Source organism: Streptomyces sp. SDr-06 (assembly GCF_003324565.1).
In the GTDB taxonomy this organism is placed as follows: Bacteria; Actinomycetota; Actinomycetes; order Streptomycetales; family Streptomycetaceae; genus Streptomyces.
In genome coordinates this window covers 476,969-493,575 of sequence record NZ_QOLA01000003.1, presented here as the reverse complement: position 1 = coordinate 493,575, position 16,607 = coordinate 476,969, and the positions used below count along the sequence as shown (strand labels likewise).

The window sequence follows — 16,607 nt, the reverse complement described above, 5'->3', positions numbered from 1 at the left end:
CAAGTTTTCCGGCCGCCCGGGAGACGACTGCGCAGCAATGGAGCAGGAACGGCGTCGGCGCGAAAGGACGGGGGCGCCGCGGCCGAAGGGAGCTGGGCCGCGACGCCCCCACCCTCCGGGCAGCGACCCGGCCTTACAAGCGGTTATGGGCCGGGAGCTTCACCCAGGCGGCTCCCGGCCTTCGGGGGCGCGGCCGGGAGCGTGGACGCCGGCGGGCGGGAGCCGGGTGAACTGCCCGGACCGACCGCACTTCGGACGCTACGGCTCGGTAACCTCGCTCTGCAATACCGGTCGCGGAAGTTTCCGTGCATCCGGTTCCGGACGGCATCAACTTGTCATCGCGGCAGTGATGTCGCCCCGGAACTTGTCATTCATTGAGGGGTTTCACCTGTCACCGCACGTCCGGCCCGACCGCTGGGGGAATGAACAGGGAAGTTCGGCGCGAATGGCCCGGCGCACTCGGCCGCATTGCGCACCAACCGACAAGAAAAACCGGCCGGTTGCTCATCCTCGGCACAAGGAAGGGACTCGCTCGGCACAATATTCAACGGCAGGATTGTGCGCCCATGTTTCTCGCAAGTAACGTCCGGGTCGTCACGGATCATACGTGGCCGAATCCGTCCCCACAGCTGGTGAAACCGGAGGAGATTACCGTGCGAAGCACCCTTGGAAAGGTCGCGCTGATATGCGGCGCCGCCACGGCCGCATTCACGCTGGCGACCGCGCCCGCGCTGGCCGCGTCGCCCACGAACTGGGTCATCGGCCCCAACTCGCCCGAGAGCTTCACCGCATCGTCCGGCAATGTCGTCCTTTCCATCAACGGCATCGACATGACCTGTACGTACGCCGACGCCGGCGGCACCCTCCAGAGCGCCACCGGCAACCCGGCCGCGGTCGGCAGCATCGACCCCGCGCACTTCGGCCGCTCGGGCGAGCCGTGCACCAGCTTCCTCGGCGCGGTGGACACGGTGGCGAACACCCCCTGGACGCTCAACGTGACCGACTACGACGCGGGCAGCGGCGTCTCCCAGGGATACATCTCCGGCATCAACGCCCGGGTGACCGTGGCCACGTGCGCCTTCACGGTGACCGGCACCGCGCACGGCACCTACACCAACTCCACGGGTGACCTGGCGGTCGCGGCCACTCCCACCGAACTGACGGTCTCGGATCCGACCGCCGGCTGTTCGGGCGTGGTGTCCGCGGGCGACCACCCGTCGTTCAACGGCGACTACTACGCGGTGGTCAGCGGCACCAGCACGTTCCCCACCATCGTCGGCTCGTAGCGCCGCATGACACATCGCGTACGCCCAGGGTCCGCCCGGCCAGGCGACGGCCGGGCGGCCCGCCAGTCGCGGCACACGCGCCGTCGGCCGTTCCGGGCATCTGAGCGAAGGGAGCTGAAGGCGACGTGACACGGAGCCCGGGCCCGGCCGGCCGGTGGCGGGGCGCGCGTGCGCGGGGTGCGGTGGCGGCGGCCACCGTGGTGCTCGCCGGGATCGTGCCCGGCGCGGACACGGCCCTCGGTGACCAGCGGGTCAGCACGGAACTCGGCTACAGCTGCGCCTTTCCGGCAGGGGCGCGCCCGGTGACGGTACGCATCGGCGCCCGGTTCCCCGACCGGGCCGCGGTCGGCGTTCATTTCCAACCCGCCGACGTCACGGCCTCGGTGACCCTGCCCGACGCCGCGGTCGCCGAGCTCACCGGGCGCCGTGCGGCCAGGACCGGCGCCACCACCCGGCTGACGGTCGAGGTGGCCCAGAACGGCGCCACCGCCCCCGCGCTCTGGCAGGGCGCCGCGCCCTCCGTGCCGCTCGCCGCGACGGGCACCGCCGTGCTCGGCGCCACCGGCGAGGTCCCCACCGTCACCGCGAACAGTGCGGGCGATCTCACCATGACGGCAGCCGCCCTGACGCTCGACTTCAGCCCGGTCACCGCCGAGGGCGCCGCGACCGACCCCGCCACCCTGTCGGTGACCTGCACGCTCACGCCGGGCACCGCCGGCCTGCTCGCCAAGATTCCCGTCGGCGCGGCCACCTCCTCCTCGCCCACCCCAAGCCCCGGCACCCCGGCCACCGCCCCCGCGACCGGCGGCCCGGAACAGCCCTCCCCCGCCCCTCCCGCCGTCGCCGCCCCCCGGGCGCAAGGGCCCCGGACCGCGGCCGCGCCCGAGTGCCGCGGCGACACCTCGCAGCCGCTCGCGCTCTCGGCGTACGTCACCGGGTACTCGAACGTGACCAAGCTGGGCGGCGCCTCCCTGATCCCCGTCTACTGCGCCAAGATCGTCCAGGGGCCGAGCCGACTCAAGCGGATCGAGGTCAGACCGGGCGTCTTCGAACTCCATCTGTTCCAGAGCTCGGTGGGCCGGCTCGACCACCAGGGCCGCGCCGAGACGCCGCCCGCCCCGGCGACGTTCCTGACCTTCGGGTTCATGCCGACCACGGCCACGATGACGCTGGAGCAGACCGGGGCCATGGACATCGACTCGGACCTCAACAACACCGCGGGGCACGGCGAGACGTACATCAGGATTCCGGTGGTGCTGCGCCTGAGCGACGTCCGCGTCAACGGGACGCCCCTCGACGTCGGCCCCAACTGCCGTACCGCCGGACCGGTTTACTCCCACGACCCCGACCCGGCGAAGAACACCCAGGACCACATGGTCCTGCTCGGAAAGCTCACCAAGGGCAAGGACACGGTCTGGCGCGGCTACTCGCTCTCCCGGGGCGGGCCGCTCGACGGGTCCGTGACCATTCCGCCGTTCACCGGCTGCGGGGTGGGCGAGGACCTCAGCCCGCTGTTCACCGCGTCCGTGTCCGGCCCCGCCAACACGGTCAAGCAGAACCAGGGAGCGCCGTGCGCGTCCGGCATCCCCGACGACCCCGCGAAGCTCTGCACCGCCGACAAGCAGCCGACGACCGTGCCGGTGCCGCTGCGGTGAGCTCCACCCGCTCGACCCATCCATCGCGTCGTGATCCGGCCAACTCCTGCTCCGCTGCCGCCGGTTGCGGCCGCCTCCCATATACGTACAGGACGTCGCGAGTCGAGACGTCAAGAGGGGACGACCTCATGAGACCCGTATCCACCCGTCTGCGCGCGGGGCTGCTGGCCGCCGGCACGGCCCTGACCCTGCTCGGGACCGTGGGCCCGGCCGCCGCCGACGCCGCTCCGGCCGCCCGGCTCGGCGGCGACTGGGCCCCGTTCACCCGCTGCCCGGTGGACGACCCCGCGATGCTGGCCGCCGACGGGCGCGCCGACATCGCGCAGTGCATCGTCTCGCACGCGGCGAGCGGCTCCATCAAGCTCGGCAGCACCGAGGTCGTCACCGGCGCCAGCGACCTGCAACTCGGCGTGGTGCAGCACGCCTCGGGCGCGCCCACCCTGATCGCACCGGCGGGCGGCGCGCTGATCGCCGACTCCGCCGACATCCCGGGCGGGCTGCTCGGCCTGATGTGCCCGAACGACCTGCCCGTCATCGGCGACATCTGCCGCCAGATCACCGACAGCACCCTCAACCGCGTGACCGCCACCGTCGAATCGGCCGGTGCGCCCACCGACTTCAATCTCACCGCGGGCGCCACCTCCGGGCAGCCGATCATCGCGATCCCGGTCCGCATCCACCTCCAGAACCCGTTCCTCGGAGGCTCCTGCTACATCGGCTCCGCCGCCCACCCGATCGTGCTGCGCCCCCAGAACCTCACCCGTCCGGCGCTCGGCATCCAGCGCTTCGAGGGCAACGGCACGCCCAGCACCGCGGGTGTCATGAACCGGCTCAGCCTCACCGGAGCGAGCCAGACGGACACCACGTTCGCGGTGCCCGGAGCCAGCGGTTGCGGGCTCGCGGGGCTGCTCGACTGGGCGGTGAACCTCAAGACCGGGCTGCCCTCGGCGGCGGGCCGCAACAGCGTCGTACTCAACGACGCGTCGACCTATCTGGCCGGCCTGCACGCGCCCGGCACGGTCGTGCCGAACAACGGCAAGCTCCTCTCCCAGTACTGGCACTCGGCCATCCAGTAGCCGTCCCCATCCCCTCCGGAGGGCGGCTCCCGCGCCGCGGTCGCAACGCCCTCCGGAATCGGCCGACAACCGCCGCACCCTGAACCGGGCGCCGCCCCAAGTGTTGTCCCTCACACGGGAGTTGTTCTAGGTTCAGCAGTCCGCGAAAGGTACGCACCTGTCGGTCGGTGGGAGCGCTTTCTCCATCGGCCCTCCCCCCGCCGGGCGCCGTAGTGCAAGGGGAGTGAGATGCCCACAGCCGCGCAACCACCGGACATCCAGGAGCCCTTGGGGCCGCTCCCCCAGGAGTTCGCCGCGATCATGCGGCCCGAACTGCCCGGCCTGCTCAAGGAGATCGGCGCGGAGATCACCCGCGCCTACCCCGAGTACGCCCGATTACTGGAAGGACCCTACGGCGAGGCCATCCGGGTCGGCGTGGAGCAGAACCTCACCGTCTTCGTCGACCAGGTGGCCTCCCCCAGCGCCCCGTCCACCCTGCGCGACGAGATGTGCCGCCGCTTCGGCCGGTTCGAGGCGTACGAGGGCCGCAGCCTGGACACCCTCCAGGGGGCCTACCGCCTGGGCGCCCGCGTGGCACTGAGGCGGGCCAAGAAGATCGGCCGGCGCTACCACCTCTCCCCCGCTCTCATGCTCAGCTTCGCCGACGCGCTCTTCACCTACGTCGAGCAGCTGGAAGCGCTCTCACGGGAGGGTTACCTGGAGGTCACCTCCTTCTCCGGGGAGCGCTCGGACGCCCTGCGACGACGGCTGCTGCATCTGATCCTGGCCGGATCGCCGGTGCCGCGCGCGGCCATCGCCGAACTCGCCGAGCGGGCCCACTGGCCGCTCCCGGAGCGGGTCACCCTGGTCGCGCTGCGGTCGGGGGCGGACGTGACGCGCGCGGCGCTGGACAACGATGTCCTGATCGATCCGGGCGAGCCGCTTCCGCACCTGCTGGTGCCCGGCCCGGTCGACGAAGTACGAAGACGGATGCTGGACGCGGCCCTGCACGGCTCCTGGTCGGCGGTCGGCCTGGAGGTGCCCATCGGCGATGCGTCCGATTCCCTGCGCTGGGCGCGCCAGGTCCTCGAACTCGCCGCGTCGGGGGTCATCGACAACGACTCCGGCACGCTGTATTGCGAGGACCACCTCGTCACGCTCTGGCTGCGCTCGGATCCGGCGCTCCTCGAACACCTCGCCCGGCGCGAGCTCGCGCCGCTCGACGCGTTGACGCCCGGCCGCCGCGACCGGCTCGTCGAGACCCTGCGGACCTGGCTCGCGACCCGGGGGACGGCTGCCCAGATGGGTCAACTCCTCGATGTGCACCCGCAGACCGTGCGCTATCGGATGCGCACGCTGGAGTCCATCTTCGGCGACCGGCTCACCGAGCCCGAACACCGGTTCGCCACCGAACTAGTGCTACGCGCAAGGGATCTGGGCCACCGGGATCGAGCTTGAACTTGCCCCGTTCGGCGTCATAATCATCCGAATCACTTCGAAAACAACGGATAAATATCGTCAAGTCCTGACGCCGGGGCGAACCCGCCGCTGGATATGCCCGTCGTAGTGGGCGGATGTCCGAAGGATGTCCGTACCACCCGCACTACGCCAGAGGCATACCGTATGTCTTCGCATCTGCCGGCTGTCTTCCGCGGCGCCGCCGCCCCGCTTCCCCGCACCCTGCTCGACGTACTGGACGCGACAGCGGCCGCCCATCCCGGCGCGCCCGCACTCGACGCGGGCGGCGAGAGGCTCACCTACCAAGACCTGTGCGACCGGATCACCGAACGCGCCGCGCGGCTCACCCGCCTCGGCATCGGGCCGGGCGACCGGGTCGGCGTCCGGATCCCGTCCGGGACCTGTGACCTGTACCTCGCCATCCTGGCGGTCCTTCTGTGCGGCGCGGCCTATGTGCCGGTCGACGCGGACGACCCCGAGGAGCGCGCGGCCACCGTCTTCCGCGAGGCGCGGGTGTGCGCCGTGATCGAGGCCGACGAGCGGATACTGCCGGGGCCCGAGGCGCCGCTGGCCGCGCGCTGGCGCCCCGCGTTGCCCGACGACGACGCCTGGATCATCTTCACGTCCGGTTCCACGGGACTGCCCAAGGGGGTGGCGGTCACCCACCGCTCGGCCGCCGCGTTCGTGGACGCCGAGGCCCAACTCTTCCTCACCGACCGGCCGTTGGGGCCCGGGGACCGCGTCCTGGCGGGGCTCTCGGTCGCCTTCGACGCCTCGTGCGAGGAGATGTGGCTGGCCTGGCGGCACGGCGGCTGCCTGGTGCCCGCACCCCGCTCGCTGGTGCGGGCGGGCCACGAGCTCGGACCCTGGCTGGTCGAACACGGCATCACGGTGGTCTCCACCGTGCCCACCCTCGCGGCCCTGTGGCCGGACGAGGCGCTCGACGAGGTGCGGCTCCTGATCGTCGGCGGCGAGGCCTGCCCGGGCGCGCTCGCCGACCGGTTCGCGGTCAAGGGCCGGGAGATGTGGAACACCTACGGCCCCACCGAGACCACGGTGGTGGCGACGGCCGCGCGGATGCTGCCCGGCGAGCCGGTTCGCATCGGACTCCCGCTGCCCGGCTGGGAGTTGGCGGTCCTCGACCAGGCCGGACAGCCCGTTCCCTACGGCGGCGAGGGCGAGCTGGTCATCGCGGGGGCGGGCACCGCCCGCTATCTCGACGCCGCCAAGGACGCCGAGCGCTTCACCCCGCTCCCCCTCCTGGACACGCACCGCGCCTACCGCACCGGCGACCTCGTACGCGCCGACGCCGCGGGCCTGATCCATCTCGGGCGGGCCGACGACCAGGTCAAGGTGGGCGGGCGGCGCATCGAACTCGGCGAGATCGACGCCATGCTGCGAGCGCTCCCAGGCGTGCGCGCGGCGGCCGGCGCGGTGCGCGGCACCCCGGCCGGCGGCCAGATCCTGGTCGGCTACGTCGTCCCCGAGCAGAGCGGCTTCCGCGTCGACCAGGCGCGCGGCTTCCTCGCCCAGCGGCTTCCGGCCGCCCTCGTGCCGCTGCTCGTCGAGGTCACCGACCTGCCCACGCGCACCTCGGGCAAGGTGGACCGCGACGCCCTGCCCTGGCCGCTGCCCTCCCAGCGCGGCCCCGTGGTCGACGCCGGACAGGAGGGCTCCACCACGGCCCGCCTCGCCGGGGCGTGGGAGCGGATGCTGGGCGTCCGGCCCCAGCCGGACAGCGACTTCTTCGCGCTCGGCGGGTCCAGCCTCAGCGCGGCCCGGCTCGCCTCCGAGCTGCGCGAGCACTATCCCGGCGTGTCCGTCGCCGACCTCTACCGCCGGCCGGTACTGCGCGACATGGCCCAGCACCTCGAGTCCCTCAAGGGGCCCGCCGCCAAGGCCCGGCCCATCGAGCCCGTACCGCGCAGCGCCGGTGCGGTCCAACTCCTGGTGACGGCAGGCCTGTTCGGCGTCGCGGGGCTGCGCGGGCTCGTCGGCCTGGCCCTGCTCGACAACATCCTGGGCCGGCTCGCGCCGCGGGCCTGGGCGCCGCACACCTCCTGGTGGTTCGTGATCATCGGCGCGGTGGTCCTGATGAGCGCGCCGGCCCGCTTCGCGATCGGCGCGGGGGCCGCGCGACTCCTGACCCGGGGCGTGGCGCCAGGCGCCTACCCGCGCGGCGGACGCGTCCATCTGCGGCTGTGGACGGCCGAGCGGGTCGTCGCCGCCTTCGGCGTCCCCTCCCTCCTCGGCACCCCCTGGGCCCGCCTGTACGCGCTCTCACTGGGCTGCCGGGTCGGGCCGGGCACCGCCCTGCACGCCATGCCGCCGGTGACCGGTCTCGCCACGATCGGCCGGGGCGCGAGCGTGGAGCCGGAGGCCGACATCAGCGGCTGGTGGCTGGACGGCGCGACCCTGCACATCGGCGAGGTCCGCATCGGTGACGGCGCCCGCGTCGGCCACCGCAGCACCCTCATGCCCGGCGCGGTGCTCGGCGCGGACGCCGAACTGGAGCCCGGCGCCTGCCTGGACGGGCACGTCCCCCCGGGCCGGCGCTGGCACGGCTCGCCGGCCCGCCAGGCCGAGGCGCACGAGCGCGTCGCCGGCACCGGCTGGCCCGCGCCGCGCCCGCCGCGCCCACGCCGCTGGGCCGCCGCGTACGCGCTCTCCCTGCTCGGCCTGCCGCTGCTCACCCTGCTGTCCACCGCGCCCGCACTGGTCGGCGTCTACTACCTCGTGCGGTCCTGCGACACGCTCTCGGCGGTCGCCGTACGCCTGCTGTGGGCCGCACCGCCCATCACGGTGGTCACCACCCTGTTCTCGCTGCTGACGCTCGCCGCCCTGGTCCGGATCCTCGGGCGGGGCCTGAAGCCCGGCTTCCACCCGGTGTGCGGCGGCGTCGCCTGGCGGGCCTGGCTGGTGACCCGGCTCCTGAGCGGTGCCCGCGGCAGCGTCTTCCCGCTGTACGCGAGCCTCGCGACCCCGGTGTGGCTGCGGCTGCTCGGAGCCAAGGTGGGGCGGCGCGCCGAGATCTCCACGGTGCTGCCGCTGCCCTCGCTCCTCACCGTCGAGGACGGGGCGTTCCTCGCGGACGACACCCTGGTCGCGCCGTTCGAAATCCGGGGCGGCTGGCTGCGGTTGGGGACGGCGACCATCGGGCGCAGGTCCTTCGTCGGCAACTCGGGCATCGTCGGCCCGGACCGCCGGGTGCCCGACGGGGCCCTGATCGGCGTCCTGTGCGACGCTCCCACGCACAGCGAGCCGGGCAGTTCCTGGCTCGGACGACCGGCGCTTCCCCTGCCCCGGGTACCCACCGCGGCCGACCCGGGCCGCACCTTCGAGCCGCCGCGGCGGCTCGTCCTGGCCCGGGGCGCGGTCGAGGTGTGCCGGGTGCTGCCGCTGATGTGCTCGGTCCTCCTCGCCGAGGCCGTGCTGATCGGCGAACAGAGCGCTCTCAGCACGGGCGGGCTGCCGCTCGCCGCCCTGGCCGGGACGGTGCTCCTGGTGGCCGCGGCCGCGGTGGCCGGGCTCACGGCGACCGCCGCGAAGTGGATCCTGGTCGGCCGGTTCGAGGCGGGCGAACATCCGCTGTGGTCGTCCTTCGTGTGGCGCAACGAGCTGTACGACACCTTCGTGGAGTCCCTCGCGGTGCCGTGGATGGCGGGCTCCTTCACCGGCACGCCGGTCCTCAACTGGTGGCTGCGCAGCCTGGGTGCCCGGATCGGGCGCGGGGTGTGGCTGGAGACGTACTGGCTGCCGGAGACCGATCTGATCACGCTGGGGGACGGGGCGAGCGTGAACCGCGGGTGCGTGCTGCAGACCCATCTCTTCCACGACCGGATCATGCGCCTGGACACCGTGCGGCTCGCCGAGGGCGCCTCCCTCGGCCCGCACAGCATCGCGCTGCCGGGCACCGACGTCGGCGCCCGCGCCTCGGTGGGCGCGGCCTCGCTGGTGATGCGCGGCGAGAGCGTGCCGCCGGACACCCGCTGGGCGGGCAACCCCATCGCGGGCGAGCGGTCGGCCGTCGCCGAACCCCAACCCGCAGCCGCGTCACCGGTGATGACGCTGCGTCAGGGCACCTCACGGGAAGGGAGCGCGGCATGACCCGGTGCTCACGGCGGTCGCTGGTCCGGGTCGCCGCCCTGTCCGCCCTGGGCACCCTCACGGTGGCGGACGAGGAGGCGACCGGCCCCCGGGACCGCTACTTCCCCCAGCACGGCTCGTACGGGCACGACACGCTCGCCTACGACCTGCGGATCGCCTACGACTCGGCCAGCGGTCAGCTCGCGGGCACGGCGCTCATCCAGGCCGTCGCCCTGCGCCCCCTTGAGCGGATCGAGCTCGACCTGTCCCGGCTGACCGCCCACGCGGCGCACGTCGACGGCCGGGCGGCCCGCGTCCGCCAGCGGCAGGGCAAGCTGTATGTGACGCCCCCTCAACCCGTGGCCGCGGGCGAGCTGTTCACCACCAAGGTGCGGTACGGCGGGCGGCCGGGGCCGATCCGGTCGCCGTTCGGGAGCATCGGCTGGGACCGCACCGGCGACAGCCACGACGGCACCCTGGTGGCCTCCCAGCCGCTGGGGGCGCCCTCCTGGTTCCCGTGCAACGACCGGCCCGACGACAAGGCCGCGTACACCTTCCGTGTCACGGTGCCGCGCGACCGGCAGGCGCTCGCGAACGGCACGCTCACCGAGTGCCGCAACGAGGGCGCCACCGATGTGTGGACCTACCACCACCCCGGCCCCATGGCCACCTATCTGGCCGCGCTCTACACCGGCCGCTTCCAGCACGACAGCGTGCTCGCGCCGGGGCCGCCCGGCGGCAGGCCGATCCCGGTGCACAACGCCTACCCGCCCCGCATCGCCGACGCGGCCCGGCACGATCTGGGCCGCCAGCCCGACATGCTGAGGCACTTCTCGGACCTGTTCGGGCCGTATCCGTTCGAGGCGTACGGGGCCGTGGTGGTCGACGCGGAGCTCGGCGCGCCCGTCGAGAACCAGACCCGCTCGGTGTTCGGCCGCAACCACATCGACGGTCGGCGCGGCTGGGAGACGCTGGTGGCCCACGAGTTGGCGCACCAGTGGTTCGGCAACAGCGTGGGCATCCGCGAGTGGCGGCACATCTGGCTCAACGAGGGCTTCGCGACGTACGCCGAGTGGCTGTGGTCGGAGCACATCGGCGAGGACAGCGCCGACGAGATCGCGCGCCGCGAGTGGCTGGGCCTCGCGCGGCGCGGCCAGAACCTGCGGCTCGCCGAGCCGGGCCCGCGCCGCATCTTCGACGACCGGCTCTACACCCGGGGCGCCTGCGCCCTGCACGCACTGCGCCTCACGCTCGGCGACGAACGGTTCTTCGGCGTACTGCGCGGCTGGCACGACGCGCGGCGCGGCCGGATCGGTGACACCGCCCTCTTCCTCGCCCACGCCGAGTCCACGGCGGGAGCACCGGTACGCCCGCTGCTCCATGCCTGGCTGTACGACAAAAAGCTCCCCGAACTACCGCCCAGCACGGCGAGTTGACGGAACGTCACTCAAGCCCGGCTCTCCTCGCTTTCCGGCGCGTACGCGGCCGCCACCGTGTACGCGCCTGATCTTCAGGGAGGGAGGTTGGCCCACGAGTAAGGCGGGGGCCCGGCAGACAGCGGCGGGGAGCAGGCCCGTCAGGCCGTGGCGCACGGCGGTCGGGGCAGGTCCTTGGGGCCTGCTCGCGCCCGGTCTCTCGTTCCATCGTCCGTATGCACGCGCCCGGTGCTGTCCTCGTCTACGAACCTTTCCGGTCGTGCGGGTTCCGGGCTCTTTTATGCCGTCTTCTGCCGATGTATGCCTCTTGCCGGGTCCCCTGGGTCGCCCCTTACAGTGCGCTTGGCTGTTACGGGCCGGTTTCTTGGTTGACAGGAGGAGGGCTCGTGCGATTGCCGCGTACACGACGGGGAGAACTGTTCGCGCTGCACGTGCTGCGCGGCCAGGCCCAGGTGCACTTCATGCCGAGCGCGGTGACCGGGGTCATCTTCACGGTCGCGCTGTTCGCCGCGGGGTGGGAGTACGGCCTCTACGGGCTGGTCGGCACGGCGCTCGGCACCGGCACCGCGCAGGTGCTCGGGGTGGACCGGAGCAGGGTGTCCGCCGGGCTCGAGGGGTTCAACGCCTGCCTCGTCGCGGTCGGCTTCGCCGTGTTCCTCGGCCCCGGCCATCCGTCGACGATGGTGCTCGCGGCGGGCGGCTGCGCGGTCGTCACCGTCGTCACGGCGGCCGCCACGACCCTGCTGCGCGGCTGGGGCCTGCCCACCCTGACGCTGCCGTTCTGCCTGATGGCGACGGCGATGACGATCGCGGCGCCCGGCTTCGAGCGGGTGTGGCACGGCGGTCCGCACTCGGCCGAGCTGAGCCGCGCGGCCGAGGGGTCGGTCGCGCTCGCCGTCGACGACGTGGGACGCGCGTTCCTCGCGAACATCGCGCAGATCTTCCTCATGCCGCAGTGGTACGTCGGCCTGATCCTGCTCGTCGGCATCTTCGCGGCCAGCCGGACGGCGGGCGCGATGGCCTGCGTCGGCAGCACCGTGGGACTGGTGACCGCATGGGCGCTCGGCGCCCCCACCGCGCGGATCGTGGACGGCAGCATGGGCTACAACGCCGTGCTCGTGGCGATGGCGCTGTGCGGGGTGCTGCTCGCGGCCGACCGCTGGAGCCTCGGCTTCGCGGTGGCCGGCGCCGCGACGGCCACGGTGCTCGGCCCGGCCCTGAACGCGCTCTTCGCACCGGCCTGCGGGCACGCCTTCACGTGGCCCTTCGTGCTGACCACGCTGGTGTTCGTCGCGTCCGTGCCCGCGCTGCCAAGGCTCCACCGCGCCGCGCCCCCGGCGGTGCGGGCCCTTCCGGAGGTCGGTTCCGAGGTCGTGCTGGGCGCCTGAGCGCCGGGCACCCGCCGCCTCACCCGCACGGCCCCGAGGGCATGCGCGCCACCTGCGGCGGTGTGAGGGTGCCAGTGTGACCACCGCCAGCGATACAGCACCCGTGTCCGCGCCACCCGTGCTCGACGTCCGGCAGCGGAACATCGTCTTCGGGACGATCATGCTCGGCATGCTGCTGGCCGCGCTCGACCAGACCATCGTCGGCACCGCTCTCCCCACCATCGTCTCGGACCTCGGCGGCGCCGCCCACATGTCGTGGGTGGTCACCTCCTACCTCCTGGCGGAGACCGTCGCGACCGCGCTGGTCGGCAAGTTCGGCGACCTGTTCGGGCGCAAGGTCGTCTTCCAGGTCTCCGCGGTCACCTTCATCACCGGCTCGTTCCTGTGCGGCCTGGCGACGAACATGTCGCTCCTCATCGCCTGGCGGGCGCTCCAGGGCATCGGCGCGGGCGGTCTGATGGTGACCGCGATGGCGCTGATCGCCGATGTGATCCCGCTGCGCGAACGCGGCAAGTACCAGGGTGCGATCGGCGCCGTGTTCGGCGTCTCGACGGTCATCGGGCCGCTGCTCGGCGGCCTCTTCACCGACCATCTGAGCTGGCGCTGGGCCTTCTACGTGAACGTGCCCATCGCGATCCTGGTGGTGATCGCGGCGGCCCGGAACATCCCCTCGGTGCGCTCGTCGGCCAAGCCCGTCATCGACTACCTCGGCATCGGTCTGGTGGCGGCGGGGTCCAGCGCCCTGATCCTCGCGACCAGTTGGGGCGGCAACGAGTTCGCCTGGGGCTCGCCCACGATCATCGCCCTGTTCGCGGGCGGTCTGATCGCGCTCTCCCTGTTCTGCTGGGCGGAGACGCGGGCGGTCGAACCAATGCTGCCGATGCGGCTGTTCCGCAATCCCGTCTTCACGGTGTGCTCGGTCCTCAGCTTCATCGTGGGCTTCGCCATGCTCGGCGCGATGACCTTCCTGCCGACGTACCTCCAGTACGTCGACGGCGACTCGGCGACGGTCTCGGGCGTGCGCACCCTGCCCATGGTCATCGGCCTGCTCATCGCGTCGATTTTCAGCGGCAACGTGGTGAGCAAGACCGGCCAGTACCGGATCTTCCCGATCGTGGGCGCCCTCGTCATGGGGGTGGGTCTGTATCTGCTGTCGCTGATGGGGCCGGGCGTCGGCGCCTGGCTGGAATCGCTCTACATGTTCGTGCTCGGGCTCGGCATCGGCCTGTGCATGCAGGTCCTCACCATCGCCGTGCAGAACACCGTCGACTACGCGGACCTGGGCACGGCGACCTCCGGTGTCACCTTCTTCCGTACGCTCGGCAGCTCGTTCGGCACGGCCGTGTTCGGCACCATCTACGCCAACACCCTCAAGCCGAATCTCCAGGACGGGGTGGCCGCGGCCGCCAGAGCCGGCGGCGCGAACCCGGCCCAGCTCGCCCAGGCCGCGCAGTCCCCGGCGGGGCTGCACCAGTTGCCCCCGGCGACGGCCGCCCCCATCGTGCAGGCGTACTCCGACAGCCTCCACACCGTGTTCCTGTGGACGGTTCCGGTCGCCGCCGTGGGCTTCCTGGTCGCGCTCTTCCTCAAGCAGGTCGAGCTGCGCGACACCGCGCGGTCCGCCTCCACCGACATGGGCGAGGGCTTCGCGCAGCCGACGACGGGCGACTCCGCGAAGGTGCTCGAACTCGCCGTCGGCAAGATCGTGCGCGGTGCGGACATGAACACCGCGCGGCGGATCGTCGCCGCCTCCGACACCCGGCTCGACGTGGCGGGCGCCTGGGCGGTCATGCAGGTCGAGCAGTACACCCGCATGGTGGGGCACGCGAGCCTCGGCCTGATCGCGTCCCGCCGCCATGTGCCGCCCGAGGTGCTGGTGCCGGTGTTCCAGCGGATGGTCGAGGAGGGATTCCTCAGCCGCGAGGGCAGCTACTTCTCGCACACCCCGGCCGGGGAGCGCGAGGTGGACGCGATCTCCCGTTCCTGGTCGACGTGGCTGAACGAGCAGCTGGAGAGGGACCGCGGGAGGCCCCGCAGCGCGGAATTGCGCGCCGCGGCGGACGCGATCGCCAAGCGCCTGATGGCGGAGGACCTGGCCAACGGCCTGCCGTCGGTCCGGCGGAAAGAGAGCGCGACCAGCCGCGTCTGAGCTCGCGACCAGCGCCCCCGCAGCGCCTGATACGGTCGGGAACCGGCAGGTCAGGGACTTCAGAGCAGGGAGTGGTGGCGCGATGTCCGCTCGTCAAGGCGCCGGTGCGGAGCGGCCCACCTTCACCGAGCAGGCCCGGCGCCGCCAGCTCATCGAGGCCACCATCGACTCCATCGCCACCCGCGGCTACCCGGCCACCTCGTTGGCCGCCATCGCCGAGCAGGCCGGGGTCTCCAAGGCGGCCGTCCTCTACCACTACGCCTCCAAGGACAAGCTGACCGAGGCGACCCTGGCCCACGTCCTCGACCAGTTCACGGCGTATGTCGCCGAACGTGTCGAGCGCGAGGACGACCCCCGGGGCGCCCTCGTCGCCTATGTGCGGGCGATGATCGGCTACCAGCGGGCCAACCGGCGTCATGTGCGGGTGATCGTCGAGATGCTCCTGGACGACCACGGCGGCACCCGGCTGAAGACGCCGGGCTCGCACGACACCGGCGGCCGCTGGCAGGGGCTTGCCGCTCTGCTGACGTGGGGTCAAGAAGCGGGCAGCTTCCGGGAGTTCGACCCGCGTACGGTGTCGCTGGCCATCGGCGGGGCGATCGACGGGGTCATCGCGCACTGGCTGGTCCACCCCGAGCTCGACCTGGAGGCCGCCGCGGACGAGCTGGTGACCTTCACCCTGCTCGCCGTGGAGCGCTGAGACCCCGCCCGTCCGCCGACCCCAACTACCCTCTCCTGCACGCGAATTGCGGCGCGCGCTCGGGCCGGACACCGACGCCGCCCAGGTACGCGGTGAGACCGCGCAGGGCCGGGAAGCGCTGGACCAGGCGCAGGGGCAGCGGCAGCCGGTCACCGCTCAGGGTCCCGTCGAGCGCGGGCCCCAGCAGCATGTCGTGCTCGCCGCGCTGCTGCCGCTGCACGATGCTCACGGGCAGCCCCCGGCGACGCTGGACGCGCTCCAAATGCCGTGTGGTCACAGCGTGTTGGCGTAGCGGCTCCGCGAGGATGCGGGCGGCCGCCACCGCGTCCTGGACGGCCAGATTGACGCCGACACCGCCCACGGGCGACATGGTGTGGGCGGCGTCGCCGATGCACAGCAGCCCGTCCCGGTACCAGCGGGGCAGCCGCCCCATCGTCACGTCGAGCAGTTTCACGTCGTCCCAGGAACGGATCTCGGCCGTCACCTCCGCGTCCCAGCCGAAGAGGTCGCCGAGACGGTCGCGCAGCCACTGCACGTCGTGCGCGCGCAGGGCCGCGTCCTGGCCCTTGGGGATCAGATAGGCGGTCTGGTAGTAGTCGCCCCGGTCCATGGTGACGGCCGCCTGGCCGCCGCCGAAGCGGGCGAAGACGCGGCCCTCCTTCACGCCTCCCCGGGGCGCGGTCACCCTCGCCTGCCAGACGTCCATCGGCACCTCGAAGCGCTCCTGGCGAAGCCCGGCCGCGCGGGCCACGACCGAGTCCCGGCCGTCACAGGCCACGGTGAGATCGGCGGCCAGTTCCCGGGCGGCGCCGTGTTCATCGACGTACCGCACGCCCGTGACCCGGCCGTCCTCGGTCCGCAGGCCCGTGACGGCGGTGCGCATGCGCAGCGTGAACGTCGGCTCCTTTCCCGCCGCTTCGGCGAGCAGGCCGAGGAAGTCCCACTGCGGAACCATGGCGATGTACTTGTGCGGGCCGGGGATGCGGCGGAAGTCGGCCATGACGACGGTCGCGTCGCCGATCCGCATGTGCATCTCCTCCAGCCTGCGGGCCGGGAGTGCCGCGAAGCGCTCTCCGAGGCCGAGTTCGTCCAGCAGACGCAGGGTGGAGGGGTGGACGGTGTCGCCCCTGAAGTCCCGCAGGAAGTCGCCGTGTTTCTCCAGGACCGTCACCTCGACCCCGGCTCTGGCCAGGAGCAGTCCGAGCATCATCCCCGCGGGTCCCCCGCCGACGATGCAGCAGGTCGTGCGCTGCACAGGCTCCGCAGCCCCCATGTTCATCATTCCCTCGGTCCTTCCGCGATACGAGCAGGACGACTCTAACCGATCGGTCAGACTTCTGACCGATCGGTTCATGAACGGCCCCGGACCCCGGCCCCCGAGGGAAACCGCGCCG

General features: G+C 72.6%; 10 protein-coding genes. 9 read left to right on the top strand and 1 reads right to left on the bottom strand.

The window, feature by feature from the left end; genetic code table 11:
- The first annotated feature begins 653 nt into the window (after positions 1-653).
- The 9 genes from DT019_RS10555 (at position 654) to DT019_RS10515 (ending at position 15,213) form a co-directional block, all read left to right on the top strand.
- Positions 654-1,286: a hypothetical protein gene (locus tag DT019_RS10555; protein ID WP_114036444.1), complete on the top strand. Its 633-nt coding sequence runs from the start codon at positions 654-656 to the stop codon at positions 1,284-1,286.
- Positions 1,287-1,411: 125 nt separating this feature from the next.
- Positions 1,412-2,941, top strand: coding sequence for a DUF6801 domain-containing protein (locus tag DT019_RS10550; RefSeq protein ID WP_114036443.1), 1,530 nt, complete (start codon positions 1,412-1,414; stop codon positions 2,939-2,941).
- Positions 2,942-3,069: 128 nt separating this feature from the next.
- Positions 3,070-4,017, top strand: coding sequence for a hypothetical protein (locus DT019_RS10545; protein ID WP_114036442.1), 948 nt, complete (start codon positions 3,070-3,072; stop codon positions 4,015-4,017).
- 228 nt (positions 4,018-4,245) lie between these two features.
- A complete protein-coding gene (locus DT019_RS10540; protein WP_114036441.1) occupies positions 4,246-5,454 on the top strand; it encodes a helix-turn-helix domain-containing protein in 1,209 nt (402 codons plus the stop codon).
- Between the two features lie 165 nt (positions 5,455-5,619).
- Positions 5,620-9,561: a Pls/PosA family non-ribosomal peptide synthetase gene (locus tag DT019_RS10535; protein WP_114036440.1), complete on the top strand. Its 3,942-nt coding sequence runs from the start codon at positions 5,620-5,622 to the stop codon at positions 9,559-9,561.
- On the top strand, positions 9,558-10,976 hold the full coding sequence (locus DT019_RS10530) for a M1 family metallopeptidase (protein ID WP_114036439.1): 1,419 nt from the start codon (positions 9,558-9,560) through the stop codon (positions 10,974-10,976). The genes DT019_RS10535 and DT019_RS10530 overlap by 4 nt, the downstream gene beginning before the upstream one ends.
- A 386-nt stretch (positions 10,977-11,362) precedes the next feature.
- A complete protein-coding gene (locus DT019_RS10525) occupies positions 11,363-12,364 on the top strand; it encodes an urea transporter (protein WP_223279392.1) in 1,002 nt (333 codons plus the stop codon).
- A 76-nt stretch (positions 12,365-12,440) separates the two neighbouring features.
- The gene (locus DT019_RS10520; protein WP_189389397.1) at positions 12,441-14,513 is read left to right on the top strand and encodes an MDR family MFS transporter; all 2,073 of its coding nucleotides are present in this window, start codon (positions 12,441-12,443) and stop codon (positions 14,511-14,513) included.
- 82 nt (positions 14,514-14,595) lie between these two features.
- Entirely contained in the window at positions 14,596-15,213 is a 618-nt protein-coding gene (locus tag DT019_RS10515) for a TetR/AcrR family transcriptional regulator (RefSeq protein ID WP_114036436.1), read from the top strand.
- A gap of 25 nt (positions 15,214-15,238) precedes the next feature.
- Here DT019_RS10515 and DT019_RS10510 read toward each other — a convergent pair whose 3' ends face one another.
- A complete protein-coding gene (locus tag DT019_RS10510; RefSeq protein WP_114036555.1) occupies positions 15,239-16,486 on the bottom strand; it encodes an FAD-dependent oxidoreductase in 1,248 nt (415 codons plus the stop codon).
- Between the last annotated feature and the right edge of the window lie 121 nt (positions 16,487-16,607).

Coding starts and splice junctions, on each gene's coding strand:
- DT019_RS10510 (WP_114036555.1), bottom strand. CDS start 16,486: ATGGGGGCTGCGGAGCCTGTGCAGCGCACGACCTGCTGCATCGTCGGC.
- DT019_RS10530 (WP_114036439.1), top strand. CDS start 9,558: ATGACCCGGTGCTCACGGCGGTCGCTGGTCCGGGTCGCCGCCCTGTCC.
- DT019_RS10545 (WP_114036442.1), top strand. CDS start 3,070: ATGAGACCCGTATCCACCCGTCTGCGCGCGGGGCTGCTGGCCGCCGGC.
- DT019_RS10535 (WP_114036440.1), top strand. CDS start 5,620: ATGTCTTCGCATCTGCCGGCTGTCTTCCGCGGCGCCGCCGCCCCGCTT.
- DT019_RS10540 (WP_114036441.1), top strand. CDS start 4,246: ATGCCCACAGCCGCGCAACCACCGGACATCCAGGAGCCCTTGGGGCCG.
- DT019_RS10515 (WP_114036436.1), top strand. CDS start 14,596: ATGTCCGCTCGTCAAGGCGCCGGTGCGGAGCGGCCCACCTTCACCGAG.